Consider the following 24,337-nt stretch of genomic DNA (forward strand, 5'->3'; position numbering starts at 1 on the left):
TCCTAAACTAATAAACGACCCTTCTTTAATTATACCTTCTTATAGGAAGAGAATCAAAACATCTTATCCCTATTATTGAAAATAATGAAAAAGGCAGAATTTTTAAAAAAACTGGGAAAGCACATAGCAAAAATAAGAAAATCAAAAGGTTACAGTCAGGATAGGTTATACTTAGAAGCTGGGTTTTCACGAGGAACTGTCTCAAAAATTGAAAATGGACTAGTAAACCCTCAGATTTTTACATTGTATAAAATTGCAAAGACTATTAACGTTTCTGTTTCAACTTTGATAAGTTTCTCTGAAAAAGACTTATAGTAGCTAATAACTATTTTTCATTATTTGTTTTACTAATCCATTGCGTATGCTCTCTCGAAACAAGCATTTCAACTCTCTCAGCAAGTTGTTTTTGTGTATCACTATCTCCGTACGGACCAGCTTTTGCTAAAAATAGATACTTTTCTTTTCTAAGAGCTTCACAAGTGGCACGATACATTATCCAATTATGTTGATCTTGATTGAGGGATGTCCAAGCTTCCAAGAAAGAAATTAAAACTCCTAATACTCCAATAACTAAAAGATCAGCTTTTATACCAGCTAACAATGGAATTAAACTCGAAAAAATTATGATAAAAACTTTAGACAGCTTAAATCGTTTTTGATGAGCTTGGCTTTTTTTATCATACCATTCAATTTGCTCCTCTAACCTGCACAGTGTTACATTTTCTGAATGATCTTTCATTTTTTAACCTATTAACTTTTCTATACTCCATGGGTCCCAAGAATAAAACTTACTATTCTTAGGAAACTTAGTAGGAAGTTTAGCAGATTCTACTCCTTTTAGCGCCATTCCAATTACCTTCTTTTCTAATTCAATAGCTTTTTCAATCTCCCAGTTTACCCACTGACTCTTGTACGTATCATTACCTATTAGTACAATAACAGCAGAAGACCTTTTAATTTTATCTATGATTTTTATTTTTAAGTATATTGAGTCCGTACTATTAATTGGTTTTTTTATAGATTCATCATAAAACTCTAAGGGAAATTTCGGACTTTTTGCAAGTAACCTTAAACCATTTACTTGACTTTCATCTTCATACATAAAACTCAAAAAAACCCTTTTTTTCATTGCTAACCTAATTTTATCAAACAAAAGTACTTATAGCCCGTTAAAATTATGTTTATTTCTTATTTAAACTTATAACGGGATTTTTACTCTTATGTATACTTTTTCCAAACCTATCGTAATCTCCATCAAATGCTTTTACATCCAAATGAGCGTATCTTTCCGTCATTTTAACAGTCGAATGACCTAAAAGATCCTTTAATTTGTATATGTCACCCCCCTTCATCATCCAATGACTTGCGAAAGTATGTCTTAAATCATGAAATCTAATTCTTTCTAAACCAGCTCTTCTTATGCAACGTTGAAAAGTTTCTTGAAAAATACGTGATGACTCAATTAACATGTTTCCATAGGCGTTTGGGAATACTAAAGGAAGAGGATTTTGTAGTTTCCACTCTTTTAAAATGGACTGTAAGCAGTTCAAAATAAGTACATGTCTTGTTTTACCTGATTTAGTTGTTGTACTATAACTCTTTGATATATGGATTTTTGGATTTATCCCTATTAATTCAACATCTTGCCACTTTAATGCAGCAAGCTCACCTGCTCTCATTCCCGTATATACAGCTGTTGCATAAAGAACATATGGTACAGGAGTATTTTCTTGCTTAGCAGATCGTAAGAGCCTATCAATTTCGTTTTGTGTTTTTAAATACAAGAATGACTTCTGAGCTATTTTAAGTTTCTTAATTTTAGGCTTGTCATCAATCCACTTTAAGTCAATGGCCATGTTCAGCATTGCAATCAGAAGTGTTAAATGGTTGTTTACTGTTTTTGCGCTTGCCTTATTTAAAGTAATGCTTGTAAACCTATCTACTATGGTTAACGTTATTTGAGAAAGTGTTAATGTTCCAAAAAAAGGCATAAGATGTGCATTAAGGATACTTTGGTCATCTTTTGGATTTTTCTTTTTAGACGCTCTATGCATCATCCAATAATCGGCCAATTCCACAAAAGTACGTTCCATTTTTGGTCGAACATACAAGCCAGCTTTGATTTGGTCCACTTCAAGCTGATTCTTAAGTAATGCTTTGCGTGCGGTATCATAATTTTTAAAGGATTGCCCTCGCCTTTTACCATTTTCATCCACCCAGCGGATGTGCCACTTATTATTTCGTTTAATTGGTTTTGCCATGTCTTGCCTCACTAGTTACAACTTATTTGGCAAGATAAGAATGGACGTAAATGACCTATTTTAATACTATTATGTCCATGTTCCAGATACTACGAATGACGCAATACTGACGCAAGCATTTATAGTGCTATGAACGCCGAAAGGTATTTTTGCTACAACTGTTTGAATTAATTATTAGAAATTTGGTAGCGGGAGCCGGATTTGAACCGACGACCTTCGGGTTATGAGCCCGACGAGCTACCAGACTGCTCCATCCCGCATCATTGAATGAGTAAGGCTTATACCATGCTTTTTTGTCCTGTCAACTTATGCCCAAACTTATTTTATGTATCAAAAGGTAGGCCGTACCTTTTGATACATATTTATTTTTTATAGCCAGTTATCTGCATCTATGGCACACTTTGGCCTTCTATGAGCATGCAAAAAAACGCCAGTAAAATCAGTGCGGCTACGTTTTTAAGCCGTATTTTGGGCCTGGTGCGTGAGCAAATTTTTGCGGCTGTCTTGGGAGCGGGCTATTTTGCTGATGCCTTTATTTTTGCTTTTAGAATCCCTAATTTATTTAGAGATCTGTTTGCTGAAGGGGCTTTATCACAAGCCTTTGTGCCCACCATTGCCAAATTTAAGGAAAAACAAAGCCAGCCAGCAACGCTTGCTTTTTTTCAAAGCATGCTGGCCATGCTTATTTTGATTGTGGGTTTTTTGGTGGTTTTGGGCATGTTCTTGGCGCCAGTATTTGTAGACTATATTGCTCCCGGCTTTGCCGACATCCCTGGTAAAAGGGATTTGACCATTCATTTGACCAGAATTTTATTCCCTTTTCTTTTATTTGTCTCGTGTTCCGCTTTGTTCATGAGTGTGCTTAATGTGTATCAGGAATTTTTACGCCCAGCTTTGGCGCCCGCCGTGTTTAATCTGTGCTCTATTGGTGTGGGTGTGTGGGTGTATTTTGCTGATTTCTCTAATCAAACTGCCGTCTATGCCTGGGCTATAGCCACCACCTTGGCTGGTCTTGCGCAAGCCAGCATTCAAGTGCCCAAACTCTGGCGTTATGGTTATAGATTAATCCCTAAATTTAAAGGGGTATTTGCCCATCCTGGGGTAAAAACCGTGCTATGGTTGATGCTGCCGGCCATCATTGCCAATGCCGGTACCCAGGTCAATGTTTTGGTCAATACGTCCTTGGCTTCACTCTTAGAAGAAGGCAGTATTTCTTGGTTGAACTATGCTTTTAGATTGATGCAGTTACCTATTGGTGTCTTTGGCGTGGCCATCTCTGTGGTGACCTTGAGTCAAGTGTCCACGTTGATTGCACAGAATAAAGTAGAGGATTATAAAAAAAATGTCAGTACAGCTTTGAGCTTTACCTTACTGCTGACTCTACCCAGTACCATTGGCTTGCTGTTTTTGGGGCAACCCATCATTGCCATGATTTACCAGCGCGGTTTGTTTACACTCTATGACACACAAAACACCTTTACCGCTTTGTATTTTTACAGTTTTGGATTGCCCTTTTATGCTGGCGTCAAAGTCTTGGCCCCTATCTTTTTTGCTTTTGATAAATCTAAAATTCCCACCTATGCCAGCTTGACTGGAATTGGTGTAAATATTGTCTTTAACCTAATGTATTATAAAACTTTGGGGCATGGCGGTTTAGCTTTGGGCACCTCCTTGGCCATGTTGGTTAATTTTTTAATTTTGTTGATTACTTTACATATTCAAGAGGGCATTTTTGTTTGGTCATCCATTGTTAAATCTTCTACTAAAATCTTTACGGCCAGTGCTGTTTTAGCAACTTTGTGCATGTATGTTTGGCCCTGGTTGAATGCTTATGCTGTAATTCCCAGTTTTATCCGCTTATTACTGTTTATTGCTTGCGCTGGCAGTATTTATTTTGTTTTTTTAATGGTTCTTAAAACAGAAGAGGTTTATGCTCTTCAACAAAAACTCAAAAAGCTTTTGCCTTAATTTTTGTATGGTAATCATTCACCGTATCTTTTATAATAAAAGAACATGCCCTATTTTTTTAATTCTAAGCTTAGAGCATTTACCTTGCTTGAACTGATGATCTCTATTGTTATTGTCGGTAGCCTTGCTGCTGCAGCTGTTCCAAGTTTTCAAAAATATTTGCACCGTTCTAAAATGGCTGAAGGCTATTTATTTATAAGAAAAATGCATGATACCGCCGTGGTTGATGGATCTATCGCCTATGAAACTGCTGTTAGTACTGACAGTGGCCAAGCCGTTACTTGCCTAAAACAGTACCCCTTTGGTCAACTGCGTTCTTATATGTTGGGACAATATGGTTGGATTGCTGCTCCACCGTCTGGGAAAAAAGAAAAAATATATTTCCGTCAAAATGGTTATTATAATCCTGTTACTTACTACGCTCTTTCAGCAGATAACATTGTTTGTGTTATCAATAATACTGCCTACCCTAAACCTGAACGCTACGGTTTTGCCGTTGAAAATGTTGACCCAAGTGCACAGTATACCCAAACCGTTAACCCAACCTACTTTGCTGTTTCTATTTATCCTGATTATTCCCTGGCACAAAATTTAATTGCTGAAGGAAAAAATGCAGCTTACTATGATGTACCCACTCAACGACACATGAGCACGGCCATTTTGGTTTATGCTGACCTAGATGGAGATTATGAGGCTGAATACGATGAAGATGAAGAAGAATATTCCTCTGCTCTCTTGGGTAGCTCAGGAGGGTCAGATAAAGTGTCTTATCTGATGCGGGGGATTTATTATGATACTGTGACCGGAGAGATTGTTTCTACTGAAGGAATTTACAGTCTTAATTTTGGTGAGTAAATCCCTATTTTTTTTGAACCATCTGACCAATACTTGTAAGAATTTCTTCTAAACTCCTATTAGAATTAATTTTTTTCTTTTTTTGCGGTGAACTTTGTTCCGCAGGCTTATGAAAAGGCTCAGATACAAAGCGGATATCTTCATAATGCAAGCCTAGTTTATCAGCAATGGCTTGCAATAAAACCGGTTTCATCATGTTAAATTGCTGGCCCCAGGCTTGATTTTCAACCGCAATAATCAGACATGTTTTTTTAATGCGAACCGGTAAACTGCGTTTGGCCATCATTTCTCCCACCAAACTGGGCCATTTTTTTTGCAGTTTGTAGACACTGAGCATAGGACGCTTAGAAAACAAGGGGTGTTTGGCAAATATGTCCTGCACAGGCTCTAAAACCGATGTTTTGCGTTCTTGTAAAGATTGTTGCTTTTTAAAGTGTTTTTTCATTGTATATTTTACTGTATATCGATACTATTATACATAGGACTGACGTTTTTTTAACCCCCAAAAAAGTACTTGCATAAACTAAATACATGAAAACTTGCCCTTTTTGTAGTCATAGCATCGACGAATCCAATCAATTGGTTCAGTACTATCTTAGCCACGAACAGTTGTTAGAGTCCATTAATCTAAAACATCCACAGTGGAATTCCTCTGATGGAGCTTGTTTATCCTGTTTAGAACGCTTTTATCAAGAGTTTTCCGCACAAAAAAACTTGGCGGCTGGCCCTGAGGAGCCCACCATTGTTGCTACATCTATTAGTATGGTGGATAAGCAAAACTCTAAGTTTCAGGAAGCTTGCCTGATCATGATTCATGGGCCCAATTTTGGTAAACAATACCATATTCATGAAGAAGGTTTGACCATTGGCCGCAGTGAAAAAGTTCAGGTTCAGGTCTTTGGTGAAAATGTCTCGCGCAAACATGCCAGAATCGTCAAAGAAAAGGATAGTTTTATTATTGAAGACTTAAACTCCACCAACGGCACCTTTATCAACACCCGTAAAGTGACCCGTCAAGCACTTGAAGATGGTGATTTGATTTTGGTGGGTAATAATATTTTAAAATTCATTTATGGGAGCAATACCGAAACCCAATATTATGAAGAAATGTACCGTTTGGCCACCAAAGATGGTTTAACCCAAGCCTACAACAAAGTGTTTTTTTTGGAAAAACTCAATGAAGAGTTTAGACGTTCGCAGCGTTACAAACGTGATTTATCCTTAATTATGTTTGATTTAGACCATTTTAGCATCATCAATAACCAACACGGTCATGTTACCGGTGACTCTGTATTAAAAATTATTGCTAAAAATATCTTGGCCAATATTAGAAAAGAAGACATTTTTGGCCGCTATGGTGGTGAAGAATTTGCCTTACTTTTGCCAGAAATTGATTGCGCCGGGGCTTTGACCCTTGCAGAAAAAATACGGCGCATGATTGAGAGCATTCCTTTTAAAATCAAAGACACTCATATCAATATTACCTTAAGTGCAGGCATTGCCAGTGTAGATATGGATATGAAAACCAGCAAAGACCTCATTGAAAAAGCCGATAAAGCCCTTTACGATGCCAAACACCATGGCCGCAATACGGTTAAAGTGGCTTAATTGACCATTTAATTGTTTTAAATGGCTTATTCTTGCTCCAAGTCCAAGATAAATCATTACCCTCTCTTAAAAATGCAATGTATTGCGTTTTATATTCCCTGTTAATCAGCTAAGGCCAGTTGACAAAAATTGCCGGCCCCGATAACAAACCTTGGTGCCTAAAACTATTCAAATATTACCCAATCATGTTGTCCAACAAATTGCTGCTGGTGAAGTGGTTGAGCGTCCAGCCTCAATTATCAAAGAACTTTTAGAAAACTCCATTGATGCTGGAGCCACTGCCATTGATATTGTAATCCGCCAGGGAGGCATAGACGGCATTGAAATAACAGACAATGGCCATGGCATTGACAAAGATCAACTCCAATTGGCCTTAACTGCTCATGCCACTTCTAAGTTAAGTGAAGAAAGTGACTTACACCATATCCAAACCCGAGGTTTTAGAGGTGAAGCCTTGGCCAGTATTGCGGCTATTTCTCACTTAAATTTACACAGTAAACCTCAAGAGCAAGAGCATGGTTTTATGATTGCTTCAAAAGGTGGAGAACTTAGCCAAATACAACCCAGTGCTCTTCCCAATGGTACAAAAATCAATATTGCTCACCTCTTTTACAATACCCCTGCCAGAAAAAAGTTTTTAAAAAGTCCAAACAGTGAAAAAAACCATATCATTGCTCAAATTAAAAAAATTGCCTTGGTTGAATATGGCATAAGCTTTAAAATTTTTATTGCTGATCAAGGTCAACAAAAGCTGCTTTATCATTGGCCTGCCCAGGACAATTGGTTACAACGTATTGAAACCATTTTCCCTGGTGATGTTAAAGATAAACTTTTACCCGTGCATAACCATCAGCATCAACATCTTTCAATTCAAGGTTATATTTCTAACCGGCACCTAAGTTTTTCACGCAGCAGTGAAATTTATTTTTATGTTAACCATAGACCGGTGAGTGACAAAACTTTACAAGCGGCCTTAATGGAAGGTTATCGTACGGCAATGATGGAAAAGCGCTATCCCATGGCCATTGTCAAAATAGACATTGACCCACAATGGGTGGATGTGAACATTCATCCCCGTAAGAATGAAGTTCGTTTTTCTAATCCCCAACAAATCTTTCAAGAGCTGGCCTTTGTTATCAAACAAAGTTTGAATCAACAAAAAACTTCTGATGCTCAATTAACCGCAACATCTTTCTTTAACAATACAGTCTCTCAACAAAACTTTGTTCCAGCGTATGCAAGCCAACAAAAATCAGTTCCTGGCTCAACCAGCTCTTATGGTTTATCTTCTCCAGTGGGTGCAAATTTTTCACAACCCTTTATTTCTTCATTTGCAGAACCAAGTTTACCTTATACCGCCGATGTTTTAGAAAATCCCAATGCTTATTTTTCTCAATTTAATTTTATTGGTCATATTGACCATACTTATTTATTATGTAGCAATCATCAGAAACTCATTATTGTTGATCAGCATGCTGCGCATGAACGTATTTTATTTGATCAATATAAACAGCAGTTTTCAAAAGCTTCACATTTACAAAAAGGTCAGCAGTTGTTAAACCCGATCAACCTCAACTTTTCTCCCGAAAAAACAGAAGTTTTAACTGAAAACTTGGAAACTTTTTGCCAATTGGGCTTTGATTTAGAAGCTTTTGGTCCACAGAGTTTTATTTTAAGAAGTACCCCTTCTTTTTTAATCAAACAAGATGCAAAAGTTTACATTGAAAACGTATGCAATGATTTATTAAGCAACCATCAAACAACCCAAGGTTTGGAAGATCCAATTGACCATATTTGCAGTTCTATGGCTTGTCATAGTGCGGTTAGAGCACATGATATTTTAAGCCCTAAAGAAGTAGATTATTTATTAAGAAGTATGGATGGTGTTGACTTGGCTTCATATTGTCCACATGGTCGTCCCACTTACATAGAGTATCAGGTTTCTGATTTTGAAAAACTATTTAAACGGGTATGACTACAGCGCAAAAACCTATTTTAGCTTTGGTTGGACCAACAGCTTCAGGTAAATCTGATATTGCTTTTGGCTTGGCTCAAAAGTATCCTTTGGAGTTGGTCAACATAGACAGCTTACAAATTTACAAACATATGGATATTGGCACTGCCAAACCCACCCAAACTGAACTTGCTTCTTGTAAACATCATTTGTTTAATATTTTAAACCCGGACCAAAACATCACCGCCCTAGGTTATGCACAGCAAGCCAAAACAATTATTACTGATATTCATCAGCGCCAATTCATTCCCCTTTTGGTTGGTGGTTCTGGTTTTTATTTACAGGCTTTAAGCAATAACAAAACCTTTAAGCCCGGAACCCTTGAAGACGATAGTATTGAAAATTTATATGCTTTTATCCAAGCCAAAGCCCCACATATTGCCCAAGAAATTCATGTTAATGATAGCTATCGTGTTAGAAGGTTAGCCTTTTTACTTAAGCACGACCCTGATTTTTCTTGGGAATCCTATACATCTGTTCACTATCAGCACAATATTCATTCTTTTGTTGTCCAATGGCCAAGAGAACAGCTTTATAAGCGTATCAATGCGCGAGTAATAAAAATGTTTGAACAAGGACTTTTAATTGAAACTCAAAACCTATTGAAAAACTTCCCTCAATGTCAGCCTAAATTGGCCAAAACCATTGGCTATGCTCAGTGTTTAAAACATCTCAATGGCGACTATAGTTATGAAGAAGCCATAGTCCAAACCCAGCAAAAAACCCGAAATTATGCCAAAAGACAAAGCACTTGGTTTAAAAATAGAGGACAAAGCCAGTGGTTTGCATATCATGAAATCTTTGATAAGCTAGAGCTTCTCATTAAAGGGATATGCTCAGAGCATAATATAAAAGGGTAAATTAGTATTTAAACATTGATAGATAATAAAGAAAGCCTCTCATCAAAAAATTATGAATATGCACTTGGACTTTGAAAAACCTATTGTTGAATTAGAACAAAAAATCTCTGAGCTAAAAGATTTAAAGTTAGCTGGAAAAGTTAATATTGATCATGAGCTTAAAAAGCTTGAGCAAAAATTATCTCATTTGATTATCACAACTTTTTCTAAGCTAGACCCTTGGCAAAAAACCCAATTGTCTCGTCATCCAAACCGTCCATATTTTTTAGATTATGTGAATGAAATTTTTGAAAACTTTACTGAACTACACGGAGACCGCAACTTCTCTGATGATAAGTCTATTATTGGTGGATTGGCTCAATTTGCCAATCAACCTGTTATGCTGATTGGCCACCAAAAAGGTCGCAGCACCAAAGAAAAAATGCAACGCAACTTTGGTATGCCGCAACCAGAAGGATACCGTAAAGCTTTGCGTTTAATGGGTTTAGCAGAACGCTTTTTTATTCCCATCATTACTTTTATTGATACCCCAGGCGCTTATCCCGGTATAGAAGCTGAAGAACGTGGGCAAGCAGAAGCCATTGCTAAAAACATTATGGTGATGTCGCATTTAAAAGTACCCATTATTTCTGTTGTTATTGGAGAAGGTGGTTCTGGTGGTGCTTTGGCCATTGGTGTGGCCAACAAAATTTTAATGCTTGAGTACACCACTTATTCAGTTATATCTCCAGAGTCCTGCGCAGCAATCTTATGGCGGGATGCTACCAAAGGCGAAATTGCTTCTAAGAGTTTAAAACTAACCGCTGAAGAAATTTATAAACTTGGAATAGCAGATGAGATCATTCCTGAACCTGATGGGGGTGCACATAGAAACTTTAAAAAAGCTGCTCTTAATTTAAAAACTTCCATAGGGAAAACACTAACAGCCTTGAATAAATTAAGCCCAATAGCTTTGGTTAAAGATCGTGATGCAAAATTTAGGAAAATTGGGGTGTTTTCAGATGAATAAAATATATTTGATTGTATATGCTTAAAAACTTTTATGAAACTACTGTGAATAAGCTTTTTTCTAATTCTATTAAACGTCGCTTCATTTTAGCTTATGTTCTTTTTATTGTTTTTGCACTAACCATTCTTTTGTTTAACTATGTTCAATACCAAAAAAATATTAAAAATCTAAATAGCCTACAACAAACATTTTTACCACTCAACAAACAAATCAATACCTACAGCCATTATTTACACTTACATGAAAGTTTTTCATTGGATACGATTATTAATAATTATGATAGAAAAAACTTTTTACATTCTTTAACTGCAATTAATCCAAAACTTTTCGCAGATAAAATGCAAGAAAGTTTTGATAATGCTGAAAGTTTTCTCAATCAAAAAAATAAAAACCCAAGTCTACATTGGTTGAGAATTCAAAAAATGTTTAAGCTGTTGCAAAAAAAACATGAAGTTTATCAAAGCTATATCTATAAACTCGCCAACCATATTCAAATACCACAAGAATCTGATACAGAAGAGATGTTAAAAAGCCTTAATCAAGAGCATGAAAAAGTCCGTCGTGAATTAGATAGTAAAAAAACAGAGATTATTAATCGCATCAACGCCTTATCAAAAATCATTCATAAACAAATAGAAACCACCATTACAGAAAACATTAGCAACGAAAATTATCTTTTCACCATCACTTCAAGTGTAGCTTTATTAATGATTTTATTATCCGTTCTTGCCTTACAAATTGGCCTGCAAGCTTTAAGACCCTTTGCTCAAATTAAGCAAGCCAGTGAAAAAATTAAAACAGGTCAATATGATTTACGTTTAGATACCTCAGGTCCAATTGAATTTCAAAGTGTGGCTCACTCTTTTAATGCCATGGCGCAATCTCTACAGGAACGCAATGAAAAAATTGATCAACAACACTTACAAATCTTGCATACACAAAAACTTGCAACCATTGGAGAAATGGCCACAAAAATCAATCATGAAATAAGAAACCCGTTAAATGCAATTCAACTTAATCTAGAACTACTATTAGATGATGACATTCCTGACAATGCAAAACAAAATATCACTTCTATCTCTTCACAAATTGATAGACTTTTCACTATAACTGAAACTTATTTACAAACAGCAAAAAAAGATACTTATAAAAATCAAGCTATAGTCATTGATGATTTTCTAGAAGACTTGCAACAGTTTTTTAGACCCAGTTTTGCCAGTAAACATATTAAATTTGTATTAAACAACAATACCAAACTCAAAACATTAGTATTTGATGAGTCCTTGCTTTTTCAAGCACTATTGAATGTCATAAGAAATGCTTTAGATGCCTGTCAAAATAATGATACCATTGGTCTTATCTTAGAAAAAAATGAAACTCATATTCTATTTAAACTATGGAATACAGGAGCAATGATTGATCCAGACCATCAATATAAAATTTTTGATGCTTTTTATACCAGTAAAAAATCTGGTTCAGGCTTAGGTTTATCGATCACTAAAGATCTACTCAGCACACAAGATGCAGATATTTTTTTAGAATCTAGTACAGAAGAAAAAACTATTTTTACAATCAAAATTCCATATGCAAACAAACAATAAAACCCTAGCTTGGCTTGAACAAAAAACAGAAAGCCGTTTTGTATTTGGTCTTGAGCGAATGCATGCAGCGTTAGATTTTTTTAATATTAAAGATACATCTACACATGTCCAAATACTTGGAACCAATGGCAAAGGTTCTACCATTGAATTTTTAAAAGATATTTTAATGCATCATCATAAAAAAGTGGCTGTTTACACCTCTCCACATTTATTTAGTTTATATGATCGTTTTAAAATTAATAATGAAAGCATTTCAGAAGATCTTTTTTTAAACTACTTGTCGCGCTTATTTGATGCTGAAAAAAACCAACTTATTCCTGAATTAAGCTATTTTGAAATAACAACTTTATTGGCTTACCTGTATTTTTCTGAACAAAATGTAGACTATATGCTCATTGAAGCTGGCTTGGGTGGCCGCTTGGATGCAACAACAGCTCTGCCTTACAGTCATGTTTTATTTACTTCAATTGACTACGATCACCAAGCTTATCTTGGAGATTCGTTACAGTCTATTGCTTATGAAAAATTTTCTGTTATTCAATCTCACCATCAAGTTTTTTCTTTGGATCAAGATACAGAAGCCTTACACGAATTAAAAAAAATAATTCAGCAAACAAAAGCTACTTTGTATTTAGAAAATCAAGATTTTTTTTTATCAAACCACAATCATTTAATTTCATTTATTTTAACAAATAATTTTCATATCAAAACTATTGAACTTTCATTGCATGGTGAACATCAGTTTCATAATGCACTTTTAGCAACTCAAGCTGCTAAAGTGCTTTTAAATAATGCTTTTAATTCCAAAACAGTAAAGCAATCTCTTAAAAAAACTCTAAACCCAGGTCGGTATCAAAAAATTATTCAAGATCAAACCACCTTTATTTTTGATGTAGCTCACAATCTACAATCCTTCACCTCATTGATGAAAACCAGTAAAAATGATGATCCTGATATTGATGTTTATTGCTTGTCCATGCTTGATGATAAACCTTGGCAATTGATTTTAAGTGAATTGATTCAGTACAAAAAACCTATTGTTTTATGCATGACTGAATCTTTAAGAGCATGGAAACAAGAGCATGTTTTGGATTGGATTAAACACAACGATCATGATCACTTGATTCAATTTTATAAAGATTTTAAACATGGTCTAGACTATATTCAAAATCACTATAAAAAATGTTTAATCTTTGGTTCTTTCTTTTTTGTTGGACCGTGTATTGAATATCTCGATTCAAAATAATCAATTTTAGTTACCTCATTCAAATCATTTTCTTGAGTATGAGATGAGCATTGATAAACATCAATTTATTTAATCAGTTTATCCAAATAGGGTGATGTTGCACTGACACCATAATCTTGTGGATTTAAACCCAGCAACCTTGTAACCGTATTTCTAACAGATTGTAAGCTATTGGGAATAGGTAAGGGATTACCACTTCCGCCCGTTGTAAAGTCTGGATTAACAAATCCTGCTGTTTGATTGTCAAATTTGAGTGGACTTGGATTGTAGTTATCTAAAACCAAGCCAACATCTCTGTAAGATCCATGCTCAACTTTATTGGGAGGAAAAATTCCCATCATTCCCCCAAACACCTCAGTATCACTTTTATTGGAGAGTACTTGTATTGGGTTTTCAAAATCTTGCTTATGATCTCTTTCATTATCCGGTAATATTAAAATAGCCATGCTATCTGCTATACTTTGGCTTGGATTTAATGGATCACTGACTGTTGCAAGGTGATCTAAAAATCCTTTTAAAAAATGTCCCATAAGATATGACATGTCTGAATCATAGTGACCATTAATCTCACCGCCTGCTAAGTTTGCCCCAGCGTAACAACTTTGTTCACCCGTAGTATGCGCATGTCCTAAATCTATGGGCACAATAGCAGAATTGGTTACATTATTTTTAAATAAGTTGGCAATAAAGGCTCCAGCCATAGCCAAATGTCCTTGACCGCTTTGTCCATTGGGTTGCTCAAAAGCCGTTTCAAATAAACCACTGGTTGAAGCACCTCCCGTTGGTGTTCCTACTTCTGGAATAGGGATATCAATCCCCATGCTTGTTAATTGCTGTTGTGTTGGATTTAAATCTTCAAATACTGTTGCTTGCAATTGATTTAATGATCCGTTGATACTGCTCTCATACAAATCTCTATTATGTTCCCGAATCATTTTTAATACACTGGGACGCATAAGGGTCTCAACTCCTCTTAGCATATCAACAAACGCATTGGTGTTGATTGCTTGCCCTGTTCTATAATTTAAACTTGGTGGCGAAAACAATGCTTGTGCTTCATTCACTGTTTCAAGTAGGAGTGGTCTGTGTTCTAAACCAATATTACCGACATGTTCTAAAATACCGGCATTGCCTTCTTGTCCTCTTTTATTAATGGCTTTTCCTAAATGTACTGCCTTTCTGGCAATCGTATTGTAGCCATTGTTAAGTAAGGCCGCAGAAAATGCGGTTGCGTAATTTGGACTGTTGGCCAACAACGCATCTTGCTCTAAAACTTGTGCGCTCCCATCAATCCCAGGGTCTCCTGGAAAAAGTAAAGGGCCATTACGCATAGAGTGTCCATCGTAAGGATGTGGTGTACACAAGGTAATACACCGATCTCCATAAGATTGTGCAAAGGATGCAAATCCTGGTGCAAAAACTGAAGGGACATGCGTACCCGGAACAACAATGGCCTTGTTGGGTGTATAATATGTTTTAAGTTTATTGATGGGGGTTCTTGTTGGATCACCATGCGCTTGCGTTCCCATAAAATTACTCATGTTTAAGCCTCTAGCCAAACTAAACATGACCAAATAACGGATATCCATGTTATTGTTTTGTGCCCATGCGGTAGATGAACCAAAAAGTTTTTTAGATAACCATGACATATTTTCTAAACGCCAAGATAATGGAATTCCGGCTAAGCCCAAAAATAAACCGATATGTTTAATGAAGTCACGTCTTTCTATGTCATCCATCTTTTTAAATGACTTCTGTGCATCTTGATATTTTAAATTCTTATTTTTCATGACCACCCTTATATTTTCAACCAAATCCTTGAATCTAAAATTAACATCATGCAGGCAAGCTCTTGCTTTTCAATATTTGAACTGGCTTGACTTTGTTGTAATGCAATGTTCAAAGCTGTCTGCATTGATTCTGATTGAGATAAACCGGTCAGCTTGTAAAAAAGTTCTTGTGTATTGTATGCATCTTCTAAACCCACCACTGTAAAATCAATTTCACTACAAACCCTATCTGCCAAATCCAATAGCAATTTATATTTGCTTTCATTGATACGTTTATCATTTTGCCAAATATGCTTTTGACTGTTTAAAAAAGTTAAACTGTCTGACGCATCATTAAGCATAAAATGCGTTTTTATTTTTTGATACAAAACTCTAAAACGAATGGTTTCTAACTTAACTTCATGACTTAAAAAATATAACCCTTCCCCAGAACCATTAGAAGAATGTGACATCCCACAATATTGTAAAGAGATGGTCAAGGATAGCATTAAGATACATGATAACACTTTACTCTTCATGCTTCACTCCATTAATGAGCAAAACAATGAATAACTGTTCATTCTTTAATAAAGCATTGATAAAATCATATCCCACCCCTTGCTTTTCTTGATAAAGAGCCAATGCTTGTTTTAAGTAATCTTTATCATCAAAGCCTTTATCAAATTTATAAGGTTGAACCCACTGTTCTCCTGCGGTTTCTTTAACCATGTTAAACACAAAGGCTAATAATCTTGAAGTTTGGCATTGATCAACTTCATATGGATAGTTTTCAATGGTTTGCTCTACTAGATCTTTTGGTTGCAATACAGGACCATATCCAGCAAACAATTCATAATAAGCCATGGGGTTGCTTTCTGTCTCTCCTTGTTGATTGTGTGGTTCACTTGCTTGTCCAGGAACACTCCCCCAGGTTTCGTCATTGCTTATAGAGTTTCTCCATTCTCCGTTGGGTCCATATCGATGAAATGCCCCGCGAACTGGTTGCATAAAATTGTGACATGCCGGACAACCGGCCCCAGTTTTCCAAGGTTCAGCCAATTGATGGCTTTGCCATTTTTTATGCTTTGGAAAATCTGCGCTGACCAAATCGCACAATAACCATTTGGCGTAATCTCTAACTGCCGGGAAATGACTGCCGGAATGATTGAGTTCCTTTGCAATATGAACTTCTGTAAAAATACCTGCTCTTGCTCCATAAGGCGTATGTTGTACTCCTCCATGATTGGCTTGATCATAATCAATAAAGACACCATTTTCGTTGACTGTATTCTGCGTGGTAAACATTGCATTCATGGGTAGCCTTTGCATAAAAACTTGCGTCGCTACTTCTGCTGGTCTTCTGGCAATAAAGGTCATGTCTTCATTGGCATACAGTTGTCCAAGAAAAAACTCTCTAATGCTTTGCTCAAAGGCTGTGCTTTCCATTAATACATCAATGGCTGTATCGTAATTTTGTTTTGTTTGACTCTTGTCTATCGCTGATTGAAAAGCAGCCATATCAATACCCAAATCTTGTGGGAGATAGCCTCCAGTTAAAGTCACACTCACCGATCTGATTGCTTGAATATAATCTGTTTTTTGCAAAACTGTATTTTGATCTATGTTGCTATTTAAATTTGGATTGGCTTGAATAATGCTCTCTGGCTGACAAGCATATAAAGTAAGTAAGGCACTCAAACAAAGACCCCTTTTGAGTTTGAATTTTATTTGCGCACGGCTTGACACACGCCTTATATGTGCAAAAAAACCACCACGTTAAACTATTGAAATTATTTAGATACTACAGCTGTTATTGTGCTCACTATGCATTTTTTTCATGAGGGTCTTGTGTGAAAAACACAAGACCCTCAATTTATTTTAAACACTTAGTTTGCAGAAGAGCTTGGTGGTTGAACATCCGCAAATGGGTTGTCTTCAACCGTATATCCTGGGCTTACAATATTAGGCGTTGGTGCCGTAGACACCTCAGTATCTTTGACAGGTTGATAACTTTGCGGACGATAACTTTCTCTGCGTTGGCTAACATTATTGTCATCATTGTTTTGTGTGTTGGCACTGTCTGCAGCATTATTGTTTTGCTGACCGTTTTGATCCAAATTAAAGTTTTCATAATCAAACCTTCTGGCTGGCTGTGCTGAAGATTCATCACGCATTGGCTGTGGCGCCATATTTAAACCTTTGTCTAAATCATAGTCATACAAGGCTTGGTTTTCACCAATTTTATTTTTCTTATTAAAGCGTCTACGCTCATTGTTTTTCTTCACAGAAATACGGGTTAAGTCCATAGGATCACGAACAATATGCGGTGTTAAAAATAAGATAAGGTTAATTTTCTCAGTTGCTTTAACTTTTTGCTTAAATAATGCCCCAACCAATGGAATATCGCCAAGCAAAGGAACTTTACCGGTTGAACTTGTATCTTTATCTTTAATCAAACCTCCAAGAGCAATTGTTTGTTGATTTTGCGCAACAACTGTTGTGTTGATGGTTCGTGTATCACGGTTGAGTGTTTTTGTTTCAATATCCTCTTGACTGATATCCTCAATGGTTTGCTCAATCTCTAAGGTTACAGAGTTAGCATCATTAATTTGTGGTGTTACAGCTAACTTTAAACCTACTTTTTCTGATTTAAAGTTTTCCACAGATGGATTGTTACCATTCCCTAAAGTTATCCCAGCTTTTACTTGCAGTGTTTTACCCACTTCAATCTCAGCCTTTTTATTGTCCGTGGTTAACAAATTAGGTGATGATATAACATTCACATAACCATTTTTTTGCATGGCTCTAAAAGTAGCTGCACTAATGGGCAACTTCAGATTTGTTCCTGGTAATTGAAAACTTCCACCAATTGCACTGGCTACCAAACCAGCTGATTGTGCTAGATTTTTAAACATACCCATTGGGTCAACACCTGCAGCTAATGGAGAACCTTTATCATTTGAGCTTATAGCACCACCAATACCATTTGCACCACCACTGCCACCAATACCAACACCAACATCAATTGCATCGTTCATGGTGACTTCCATAATTAAAGCTTCAACAAAAACTTGTGAACGACGTTGATCCAATTGATCAATGACCGGTTCAATAGACAAGTAATCATTGGGCGATGCAGTAATAATCAATGAGTTGGTTGATGGATCTGCACCCACTTTAACTTCACCTTCAAAAATACCACCGCTGGTAGAACTGATCACCGGTGCTTTTGGTGCAGAGGATTGTGATGATCCACTGCTAGAACTTGATGAGCTGCTTGATGAACTGCTGCTAGGTATTGAACTAGCGCCACTGCCATTGAATAACCCTGATAACAACATGGCCAATTCTTCAGCATTGGCATGCTTAAGTTTTTTGATTTTCATCCTACTGGCCAAACTTGCATCGGTCGCTTTTTTATCCAAGTCTACCAATAAATCCAATATATCTTCTAAACCTTTGCGGGTAGCTGTAACCAGCAATGAATTGGTTCTGTTATCTGGTAAAATGCTAACAATATCACCTTGACCGGCAATATTATTTAACTTAGATTTTTCTCTTCTTCCACCGGCTTGGCTTTCAATAATAATTTTTAATTTTTCAGCAACATCATCAGCTTGCGCATGCTTCAACGGCACTACTTCTGTAGACATTTTAAAGTTTTCTTTGTCCATCAATTGAATCATTTTTTCAATGCTGCGCACACTGGCGGCTGAGTCTGTAATAAACAAACTGTTGGTTGGCCCATAAGCAATCATCTTACCTTTTAATGAAACCTTTGAACGCAGAGCTTCTCTTAATGTGGTGGCATCTACATATTTCAACTTAATCACTCTTGTGATCAATTCACCCCCAGCACTGTATTCATCTTCTGTTACTAGGGTTCCTCCATCAGTATTGCTGCGCTTTTTAATCACTGTAAACTTACCTTGATCTTCTGCAGTTAAACCATTGAGATCTAATGTGGTTAAAAATGCGTCGTAAGCTTCTTCAATGGTTACTGCACCAGGAGAATTAATGGTGATTTTTGCGCTGGCCTTGGGATCAAGAATAATATTTTTACCAGTAATTTCAGATATTGCAGTTACAACATCTTTTAAGGCAACATCATGAAAGTCCAAGGTTACTTTGCCACCTTTTTTAGGTAAATCCGTTCTTGCATAGGTGTAAGACGGCAATGCCAAAAACAGGCTAATAACCCAAGCCAAAGCTAAATTTTTTCCCTTTTTAATCTCTCTTTTCACAGCACTGTATTATAAAGCAATATCAGTGCCAAGCAAAAATAATATAAGTATTTGATTTTAATGTGTTTTTTAATGGTTTAAATGAGCAATAAATCAGCATTGTTGCCCTGAGACAGCTTTTACACATGCTTTATAAAATCAATCTTTTTCCAATTGATCTTGAATCGCCAACCATTCTTCTTCCAATTTTTCTATCCGCTGTTCTAATTCTTTTCTACGTTTCATCATATCCGCAAATTTTGGTGATTGCATGGTGTCTGGCTTCATTAAATCTTCGTCTATACTTTTAAGCTCTTGTTTACCTTGGTCAAGTAGGGTTTCAATTTCCTTATTCCGTTTCATGAAATTTTTCTTTTCTTCAGATCTTTTTTGTCGTTCCAATGCTTCTTGACGTTTTTGTTCTTTGCTTTTTTTTCCTGATGACTTTGCTTTATCATCTTTACCGGAAGGACCATTGTCTTGATTGGCTTGTGTTTTCCCCAGTTCTATTTGCTTATCATGCCAGTAACTGTAATTGCCCAAATAACGATGAACATTGGGGCTTTCAATTTCCATGATTTCATCCACCAAGCCATCTAAAAACTCCCTATTGTGAGAGACCACAATAACCGTTCCTTGATAGTCGGCCAAACCTTTAAGCATGGCATCACAGGCTTCCATATCCAAGTGGTTGGTTGGTTCATCTAGCAACAACAAGCCGGGCTTCATCAACAGGATTTTGGCCAAACTTAAGCGCGCCTTCTCACCCCCGGATAAAACTTCTATACTTTTATCCAAATCATTCTGACTCAAACCTAAACTACCGCATACACTTCGTATTTGGGTAATGGTATTGCCATGCGTGCTTTCCAATAGATAATTGATTCCGGTAAATTGTAAAGGTAGTTCTTCCATTCTATGCTGCGTGAACAGGGCCACATCCACACTTTCTGGTTTATTTCTTTCTCCGGCAAGTAACTTTAATTCTCCCGCACAGGTTTTTAAAAAGGTACTTTTTCCCACGCCATTTTGACCAATGACGCCTATTTTTCTACCCGACTCAATGAGCACTTCATCAATGGTATACAGCGGCTTGTCTTGACTGTAACCAAAACATGCTTTTTGATAAGACAAGACCACTTTAGGTAAACGTGAACTGATCTGCAAAGAAAACTTTGAAGGTCGTTTGGAAAACACCGGCATATTGGCTTTGATTTTTTCCATATCCTCACGGTATTTTTCAGCAGACTTCATTCTGCTCTGTGCTTGTCTGGCTTTACTGGCTTTGGCTTTAAAGCGACTGATGAATTGTTCAAGATGTTCAAGCTCACGCATTTTGTTTTCATATTCAGCTTGAATCACTTTCATGCGTTCTACTTTTTCTGTTTCAAAACGTTCCACTCTATAGGGCCATTTGTTAAGTTTTGGGGGTGCAAATTCTAAGACTTGTTTGCATATTTTTTGGGCTAACATTCTGTCGTGCGTGATCATCAAAACTGTATGTGGATAGTTTTTTAAAAATCTTTCCAACCATTCTACGGATTGAATATCCAAATGGTTGGTGGGTTCATCTAAAAGCAGGGCATCTGGTTTTTGTAACAAAAGTCCTGCCAAATGCACACGCATTTTCCAACCACCGCTTAAGGTATCACATGGCTTATCAAATTGCTCTTCTTTAAAGCCTAATCCAGTCAAGAGTTCCTTGGCTTCTTGCTCAACCGCAAAGCCTCCCAAGGATAAAAATTCTTCTTCCTGTTGGACATAGTTTTTTTGAGCCAGTTCATTGTTTTTTATGTTTTTTTGTAACTGCTCTAAGTTTTCTTTGCATTGATACCAAGCAGTAAACTCCATTAAAGTTGCTTGCAATATGCTTTTATTTTTGGGAGGCTCCCATTCCTGTCTAAGCATACCCATGGTGTAATTTTTAGGTGTTCTGATTTCTCCCGTATCAGCACCTTCTTCACCCATTAGGATTTTAAAAAAAGTAGATTTGCCCGCACCATTGGGTCCCAAAAGCGCAATTTTTTGACCTGCCTCAATTGAAAAAGATGCATCTTGATATAAAATTTGCGGTCCAAATAATTTACTTAAGTTTTCAACACTGATCATGACGCTACATCCTTGAAAAGTTGAATGATTTGTTTTGCCTGTTCTTCATTTAAATTTGCTTGACTGTTTAAAACATCTTCTACATATTTTTCTTCGCGCATGCCTACTAAAACTGAACTTAAGTCCGGCAGCGCTTGGTATAAAGATAAAACTTTTTGTGATAGTGTATCAAACTGTTTTAAATCTTCACTTTGTTTATCTAACCAGTACATTAAAGCTCCAGATTTTTTTTGTGCTTTTAGCTTTAAATAGTCTGTATACGTTTGAATCAACTGCATGGATTGTGTGGTATATTCCTCTAACCAGGTTCTGACTTCATCTATTTGACTCAACTGCTTAATACTGTTTTCCAACAATGGATGAATTTGAAAACGATACAAATCCTGCCATTGAAATAAGTCTGTGATATTTTCTTTTTGTGCGTATAAAACATGACCAAGAAAAAAGGGTTGAATTTTTTCATCTATAGGGATTTGTTTAAATTCTTTTTCCCACTGTACCAAAGCTTGCAAACGCTTCTCTACCTCTTTATCCAACAATACCTCATCTTTATCAATGTTAAAACTTACCAAACGAAAAAGCTCTTTTGCGGGGGTAAAGGCATTGAGTGGCCTATTGGCCAAAGTTCCCAAGCCATAGATCTGTGCTTTTTCTAATAAATTAATATCCTCATCCAGCACAGCACCAGATTCAAATAAGTTTAAAGGAAATTGAATCACTCTAAAGTGATTTTCAACATTCACTTTATTGGCACACGCCCAAACTTTATCCAAGTTGACTTGATTATCTTTAAGCGCAAAGGTGTTGGATGAAATACCGTAGTATTTTATCTTGCCTTCTGCTACAGCAGTTTCTAACGCTGCAAAGGCCAACTCTATCACACTGTAAAATTTTTCTTCACCCAGCGTTGGTAAAAGATACTCAGGGTTATGCAACAAATAAACATCAATGTGCTCAAGCTGCATGCGCTGTAAAGACTGATCTATTTGCTGTTGAATAAAATGCGGTGCCAAGCAGTGCCAATGTTGGTCATTGATTTTAACCAAAGCTTGACCATATCCTTCTTGATTTTGTTTTACTTTTTTTAGAGTTTCGCCTTGGACATAACCCACTTTACTAACGATGACACAATCTTTTCTTTTTAATTGACCTGATTTTATTTTTTGATTGATCACTTTACCAATCAACTGCTCTGAATAACCATGCATGTAATTGCTACTGGTATCCATTAAATTAATCCCTTGATCTAAGGCATAAGTTAAAGCTTGTTCATGGGTTTTTACCCGCGCATCTACACGATACGTTCCAAAACCAAGCTTGGATACTTCTAACTCTGTGCTTCCTAAAAAATTTCTTTTAATCATGCCTTGTGCCTTCTAACATAAATTTGTCTTTATGCGTATGAATTACTGACCAAATACATTACTTGATTTAAATGATTCTTTTCTTTATTTAATTAAACAAAAAACTAATCTAAATACTCTTATCTTTATTCGTAATCACTGATAAAGGTCATCATAGGTACATGGTAACGACTAAAATTTGCATCATGTTTGTACAGATCAAGATCTTTTATTTTTTCAATACTTTGTTTTAACTGAGGCTGTACAATCAATTGCTCAATATCTAGCATGTGTTGTTTACACTCGTCTAAACTTGCAATACTTTTGTCCAACTCTGTCAACAGCATAGGTTTTAATTGGTCTGAGCTAATTAAACTCAAATGTTTTTCACTTATTAAAGGAAAGTCCACCGTGCTTATTTTTAATGTTGAACCATTATCATCATTGCTTAGATAATAGCGGACCAAACCTTCTCTAATTGCTTTAGCCGCAGCATGGGGGTCTAGCTCAACCCTTTTTTTTGCTTCTATCAGAAAAACTTTTAAATTGTATGTGATTGCATCATAATTGGCTTGGTACTGAAGTTGAGGGCTTTCTGGAAAAACATTTATTTTATCGTAGTAGTTTAAAAACTGCATACTAAAAAAGTGTCTGGTTTCATCAAAAGTCTGACCTACTTTTTTATCTGGATCTGATGCATTTAGAAGCCATTCGTTAAACTGTGCCATAGAAAGAACTGTATACAACAAACTGTCTTCTATAGTGTAAGCATAAAACATAAACGGTTTAACGTCACTGGCAATCACCACACTTCCTACTAAGGCAAGCTTTCCGTCTTCAGCCAATAGCCATACTGGTGAGCCACTGGAACCCGGCTGTGACGTAAGTGTAGATAACCAATACGTATTTTCTTCACGCATTAATGCATGACCAAAACTTACTTTAATCTTGTTTATTACGTTGGGGTAACCTACTTCAAGTATTGCAACACCAGACTCTATGCTGTTATTTGATGAGAACAATAGTTTATCTGGCTTTTCTTGAGTGTAGTCAATGGTGTAACGTACCCTATCTTGAATGCTATGTTCATCATCAGAAGAAATAATATTACTTGGATCTAGTGTAATCCAAGTCTTATCTGCTAACTCCATGGCCAAGGGTAAAGATTTGTCTACTTCTTCTTGAACCACATGATAAGCCGAGTGCGCTTCCCACCTTGATTCTTCATCATTGTAAAACAGATAAGCCGTTCCATTATCTTTATCACTTAACACTCTCCCCACCAGCTGACTGACTTGTTTAATGGCCTGCGCATAATCTGGTGCGATGCTTTGAGCTTTTTCTAAACCGTGAAAACCCATAGGAAAGGTTTGTACCACCTGTGCATATGTATTGCTTACCAGCAAACAAAACAGTGCTAGTGTTTTAAATTCTTGTTTGAAAAATACTTTTACCCCTGCTTTTGACATAA

The 24,337-nt window shown here is 36.4% G+C and carries 20 protein-coding genes and 1 tRNA gene; 9 read left to right on the plus strand and 12 right to left on the minus strand.

The window, feature by feature from the left end:
- Positions 1–84: 84 nt before the first annotated feature.
- Complete coding sequence (locus PKC21_08425; GenBank protein ID HMR25365.1) at positions 85–315, plus strand: helix-turn-helix transcriptional regulator; 231 nt, start codon at positions 85–87, stop codon at positions 313–315.
- Positions 316–325: 10 nt separating this feature from the next.
- Here PKC21_08425 and PKC21_08430 read toward each other — a convergent pair whose 3' ends face one another.
- The 4 genes from PKC21_08430 to PKC21_08445 all read right to left on the minus strand — a co-directional run bounded on the left by PKC21_08430 (position 326) and on the right by PKC21_08445 (position 2,521).
- A complete protein-coding gene (locus PKC21_08430) occupies positions 326–739 on the minus strand; it encodes a DUF4231 domain-containing protein (protein ID HMR25366.1) in 414 nt (137 codons plus the stop codon).
- Between the two features lie 3 nt (positions 740–742).
- Entirely contained in the window at positions 743–1,129 is a 387-nt protein-coding gene (locus tag PKC21_08435) for a TIR domain-containing protein (GenBank protein ID HMR25367.1), read from the minus strand.
- Positions 1,130–1,181: 52 nt separating this feature from the next.
- Positions 1,182–2,261: a tyrosine-type recombinase/integrase gene (locus PKC21_08440; protein ID HMR25368.1), complete on the minus strand. Its 1,080-nt coding sequence runs from the start codon at positions 2,259–2,261 to the stop codon at positions 1,182–1,184.
- Positions 2,262–2,444: 183 nt separating this feature from the next.
- Positions 2,445–2,521, minus strand: a tRNA-Met gene (locus PKC21_08445).
- A 151-nt stretch (positions 2,522–2,672) separates the two neighbouring features.
- On the opposite strand from PKC21_08445, the gene murJ reads away from it, so the two are divergent.
- On the plus strand, positions 2,673–4,229 hold the full coding sequence (murJ, locus tag PKC21_08450) for a murein biosynthesis integral membrane protein MurJ (protein HMR25369.1): 1,557 nt from the start codon (positions 2,673–2,675) through the stop codon (positions 4,227–4,229).
- A 45-nt stretch (positions 4,230–4,274) separates the two neighbouring features.
- Entirely contained in the window at positions 4,275–5,084 is an 810-nt protein-coding gene (locus tag PKC21_08455) for a prepilin-type N-terminal cleavage/methylation domain-containing protein (protein HMR25370.1), read from the plus strand.
- A 4-nt stretch (positions 5,085–5,088) separates the two neighbouring features.
- Here PKC21_08455 and PKC21_08460 read toward each other — a convergent pair whose 3' ends face one another.
- A complete protein-coding gene (locus tag PKC21_08460; GenBank protein ID HMR25371.1) occupies positions 5,089–5,529 on the minus strand; it encodes a DUF721 domain-containing protein in 441 nt (146 codons plus the stop codon).
- Positions 5,530–5,615: 86 nt separating this feature from the next.
- Between PKC21_08460 and PKC21_08465 the strand changes: the two genes are divergently transcribed.
- The 6 genes from PKC21_08465 (at position 5,616) to PKC21_08490 (ending at position 13,422) form a co-directional block, all read left to right on the plus strand.
- A complete protein-coding gene (locus PKC21_08465; GenBank protein HMR25372.1) occupies positions 5,616–6,692 on the plus strand; it encodes a GGDEF domain-containing protein in 1,077 nt (358 codons plus the stop codon).
- 154 nt (positions 6,693–6,846) lie between these two features.
- Positions 6,847–8,667, plus strand: a complete 1,821-nt coding sequence (mutL, locus tag PKC21_08470; protein HMR25373.1) for a DNA mismatch repair endonuclease MutL — start codon at positions 6,847–6,849, stop codon at positions 8,665–8,667.
- Positions 8,664–9,566 carry a tRNA (adenosine(37)-N6)-dimethylallyltransferase MiaA gene (miaA, locus tag PKC21_08475; GenBank protein ID HMR25374.1) on the plus strand — a complete coding sequence of 301 codons (903 nt, stop codon included), beginning with the start codon at positions 8,664–8,666 and terminating at the stop codon, positions 9,564–9,566. Before mutL ends, miaA begins: the two co-directional genes overlap by 4 nt.
- Before the next feature lie 52 nt (positions 9,567–9,618).
- Complete coding sequence (locus PKC21_08480; protein ID HMR25375.1) at positions 9,619–10,575, plus strand: acetyl-CoA carboxylase carboxyltransferase subunit alpha; 957 nt, start codon at positions 9,619–9,621, stop codon at positions 10,573–10,575.
- Positions 10,576–10,619: 44 nt separating this feature from the next.
- The gene (locus tag PKC21_08485; GenBank protein ID HMR25376.1) at positions 10,620–12,176 is read left to right on the plus strand and encodes a HAMP domain-containing sensor histidine kinase; all 1,557 of its coding nucleotides are present in this window, start codon (positions 10,620–10,622) and stop codon (positions 12,174–12,176) included.
- Positions 12,160–13,422, plus strand: a complete 1,263-nt coding sequence (locus tag PKC21_08490; GenBank protein HMR25377.1) for a Mur ligase family protein — start codon at positions 12,160–12,162, stop codon at positions 13,420–13,422. Before PKC21_08485 ends, PKC21_08490 begins: the two co-directional genes overlap by 17 nt.
- A gap of 65 nt (positions 13,423–13,487) precedes the next feature.
- On the opposite strand, the gene PKC21_08495 is transcribed toward PKC21_08490, so the two are convergent.
- The 7 genes from PKC21_08495 to PKC21_08525 all read right to left on the minus strand — a co-directional run bounded on the left by PKC21_08495 (position 13,488) and on the right by PKC21_08525 (position 24,335).
- Positions 13,488–15,212, minus strand: coding sequence for a hypothetical protein (locus tag PKC21_08495; protein HMR25378.1), 1,725 nt, complete (start codon positions 15,210–15,212; stop codon positions 13,488–13,490).
- A gap of 8 nt (positions 15,213–15,220) precedes the next feature.
- Positions 15,221–15,730, minus strand: coding sequence for a hypothetical protein (locus tag PKC21_08500; protein ID HMR25379.1), 510 nt, complete (start codon positions 15,728–15,730; stop codon positions 15,221–15,223).
- Positions 15,720–16,889 (minus strand): hypothetical protein, encoded by a 1,170-nt coding sequence (locus PKC21_08505; protein ID HMR25380.1) that lies wholly within the window; start codon positions 16,887–16,889, stop codon positions 15,720–15,722. Before PKC21_08505 ends, PKC21_08500 begins: the two co-directional genes overlap by 11 nt.
- 188 nt (positions 16,890–17,077) lie before the next feature.
- A complete protein-coding gene (gene gspD, locus PKC21_08510) occupies positions 17,078–19,435 on the minus strand; it encodes a type II secretion system secretin GspD (GenBank protein HMR25381.1) in 2,358 nt (785 codons plus the stop codon).
- Positions 19,436–19,573: 138 nt separating this feature from the next.
- Entirely contained in the window at positions 19,574–21,523 is a 1,950-nt protein-coding gene (locus PKC21_08515) for an ABC-F family ATP-binding cassette domain-containing protein (protein ID HMR25382.1), read from the minus strand.
- A complete protein-coding gene (locus PKC21_08520; GenBank protein ID HMR25383.1) occupies positions 21,520–22,887 on the minus strand; it encodes an aldo/keto reductase in 1,368 nt (455 codons plus the stop codon). Before PKC21_08520 ends, PKC21_08515 begins: the two co-directional genes overlap by 4 nt.
- A 125-nt stretch (positions 22,888–23,012) precedes the next feature.
- A complete protein-coding gene (locus PKC21_08525; protein ID HMR25384.1) occupies positions 23,013–24,335 on the minus strand; it encodes a hypothetical protein in 1,323 nt (440 codons plus the stop codon).
- Between the last annotated feature and the right edge of the window lie 2 nt (positions 24,336–24,337).

The sequence above is a fragment of the Oligoflexia bacterium genome (genome assembly GCA_035326705.1).
Taxonomy (GTDB): Bacteria; Bdellovibrionota_G; JALEGL01; order JALEGL01; family JALEGL01; genus JALEGL01.

Excerpts from the sequence above, each read along its gene's own strand:
- PKC21_08425 (HMR25365.1), top strand. The coding sequence starts at position 85 with ATGAAAAAGGCAGAATTTTTAAAAAAACTGGGAAAGCACATAGCAAAA.
- PKC21_08430 (HMR25366.1), bottom strand. The coding sequence starts at position 739 with ATGAAAGATCATTCAGAAAATGTAACACTGTGCAGGTTAGAGGAGCAA.
- PKC21_08435 (HMR25367.1), bottom strand. The coding sequence starts at position 1,129 with ATGAAAAAAAGGGTTTTTTTGAGTTTTATGTATGAAGATGAAAGTCAA.
- PKC21_08440 (HMR25368.1), bottom strand. The coding sequence starts at position 2,261 with ATGGCAAAACCAATTAAACGAAATAATAAGTGGCACATCCGCTGGGTG.
- murJ (HMR25369.1), top strand. The coding sequence starts at position 2,673 with ATGAGCATGCAAAAAAACGCCAGTAAAATCAGTGCGGCTACGTTTTTA.
- PKC21_08455 (HMR25370.1), top strand. The coding sequence starts at position 4,275 with ATGCCCTATTTTTTTAATTCTAAGCTTAGAGCATTTACCTTGCTTGAA.
- PKC21_08460 (HMR25371.1), bottom strand. The coding sequence starts at position 5,529 with ATGAAAAAACACTTTAAAAAGCAACAATCTTTACAAGAACGCAAAACA.
- PKC21_08465 (HMR25372.1), top strand. The coding sequence starts at position 5,616 with ATGAAAACTTGCCCTTTTTGTAGTCATAGCATCGACGAATCCAATCAA.
- miaA (HMR25374.1), top strand. The coding sequence starts at position 8,664 with ATGACTACAGCGCAAAAACCTATTTTAGCTTTGGTTGGACCAACAGCT.
- PKC21_08480 (HMR25375.1), top strand. The coding sequence starts at position 9,619 with ATGAATATGCACTTGGACTTTGAAAAACCTATTGTTGAATTAGAACAA.
- PKC21_08490 (HMR25377.1), top strand. The coding sequence starts at position 12,160 with ATGCAAACAAACAATAAAACCCTAGCTTGGCTTGAACAAAAAACAGAA.
- PKC21_08495 (HMR25378.1), bottom strand. The coding sequence starts at position 15,212 with ATGAAAAATAAGAATTTAAAATATCAAGATGCACAGAAGTCATTTAAA.
- PKC21_08500 (HMR25379.1), bottom strand. The coding sequence starts at position 15,730 with ATGAAGAGTAAAGTGTTATCATGTATCTTAATGCTATCCTTGACCATC.
- PKC21_08515 (HMR25382.1), bottom strand. The coding sequence starts at position 21,523 with ATGATCAGTGTTGAAAACTTAAGTAAATTATTTGGACCGCAAATTTTA.
- PKC21_08520 (HMR25383.1), bottom strand. The coding sequence starts at position 22,887 with ATGATTAAAAGAAATTTTTTAGGAAGCACAGAGTTAGAAGTATCCAAG.
- PKC21_08525 (HMR25384.1), bottom strand. The coding sequence starts at position 24,335 with ATGTCAAAAGCAGGGGTAAAAGTATTTTTCAAACAAGAATTTAAAACA.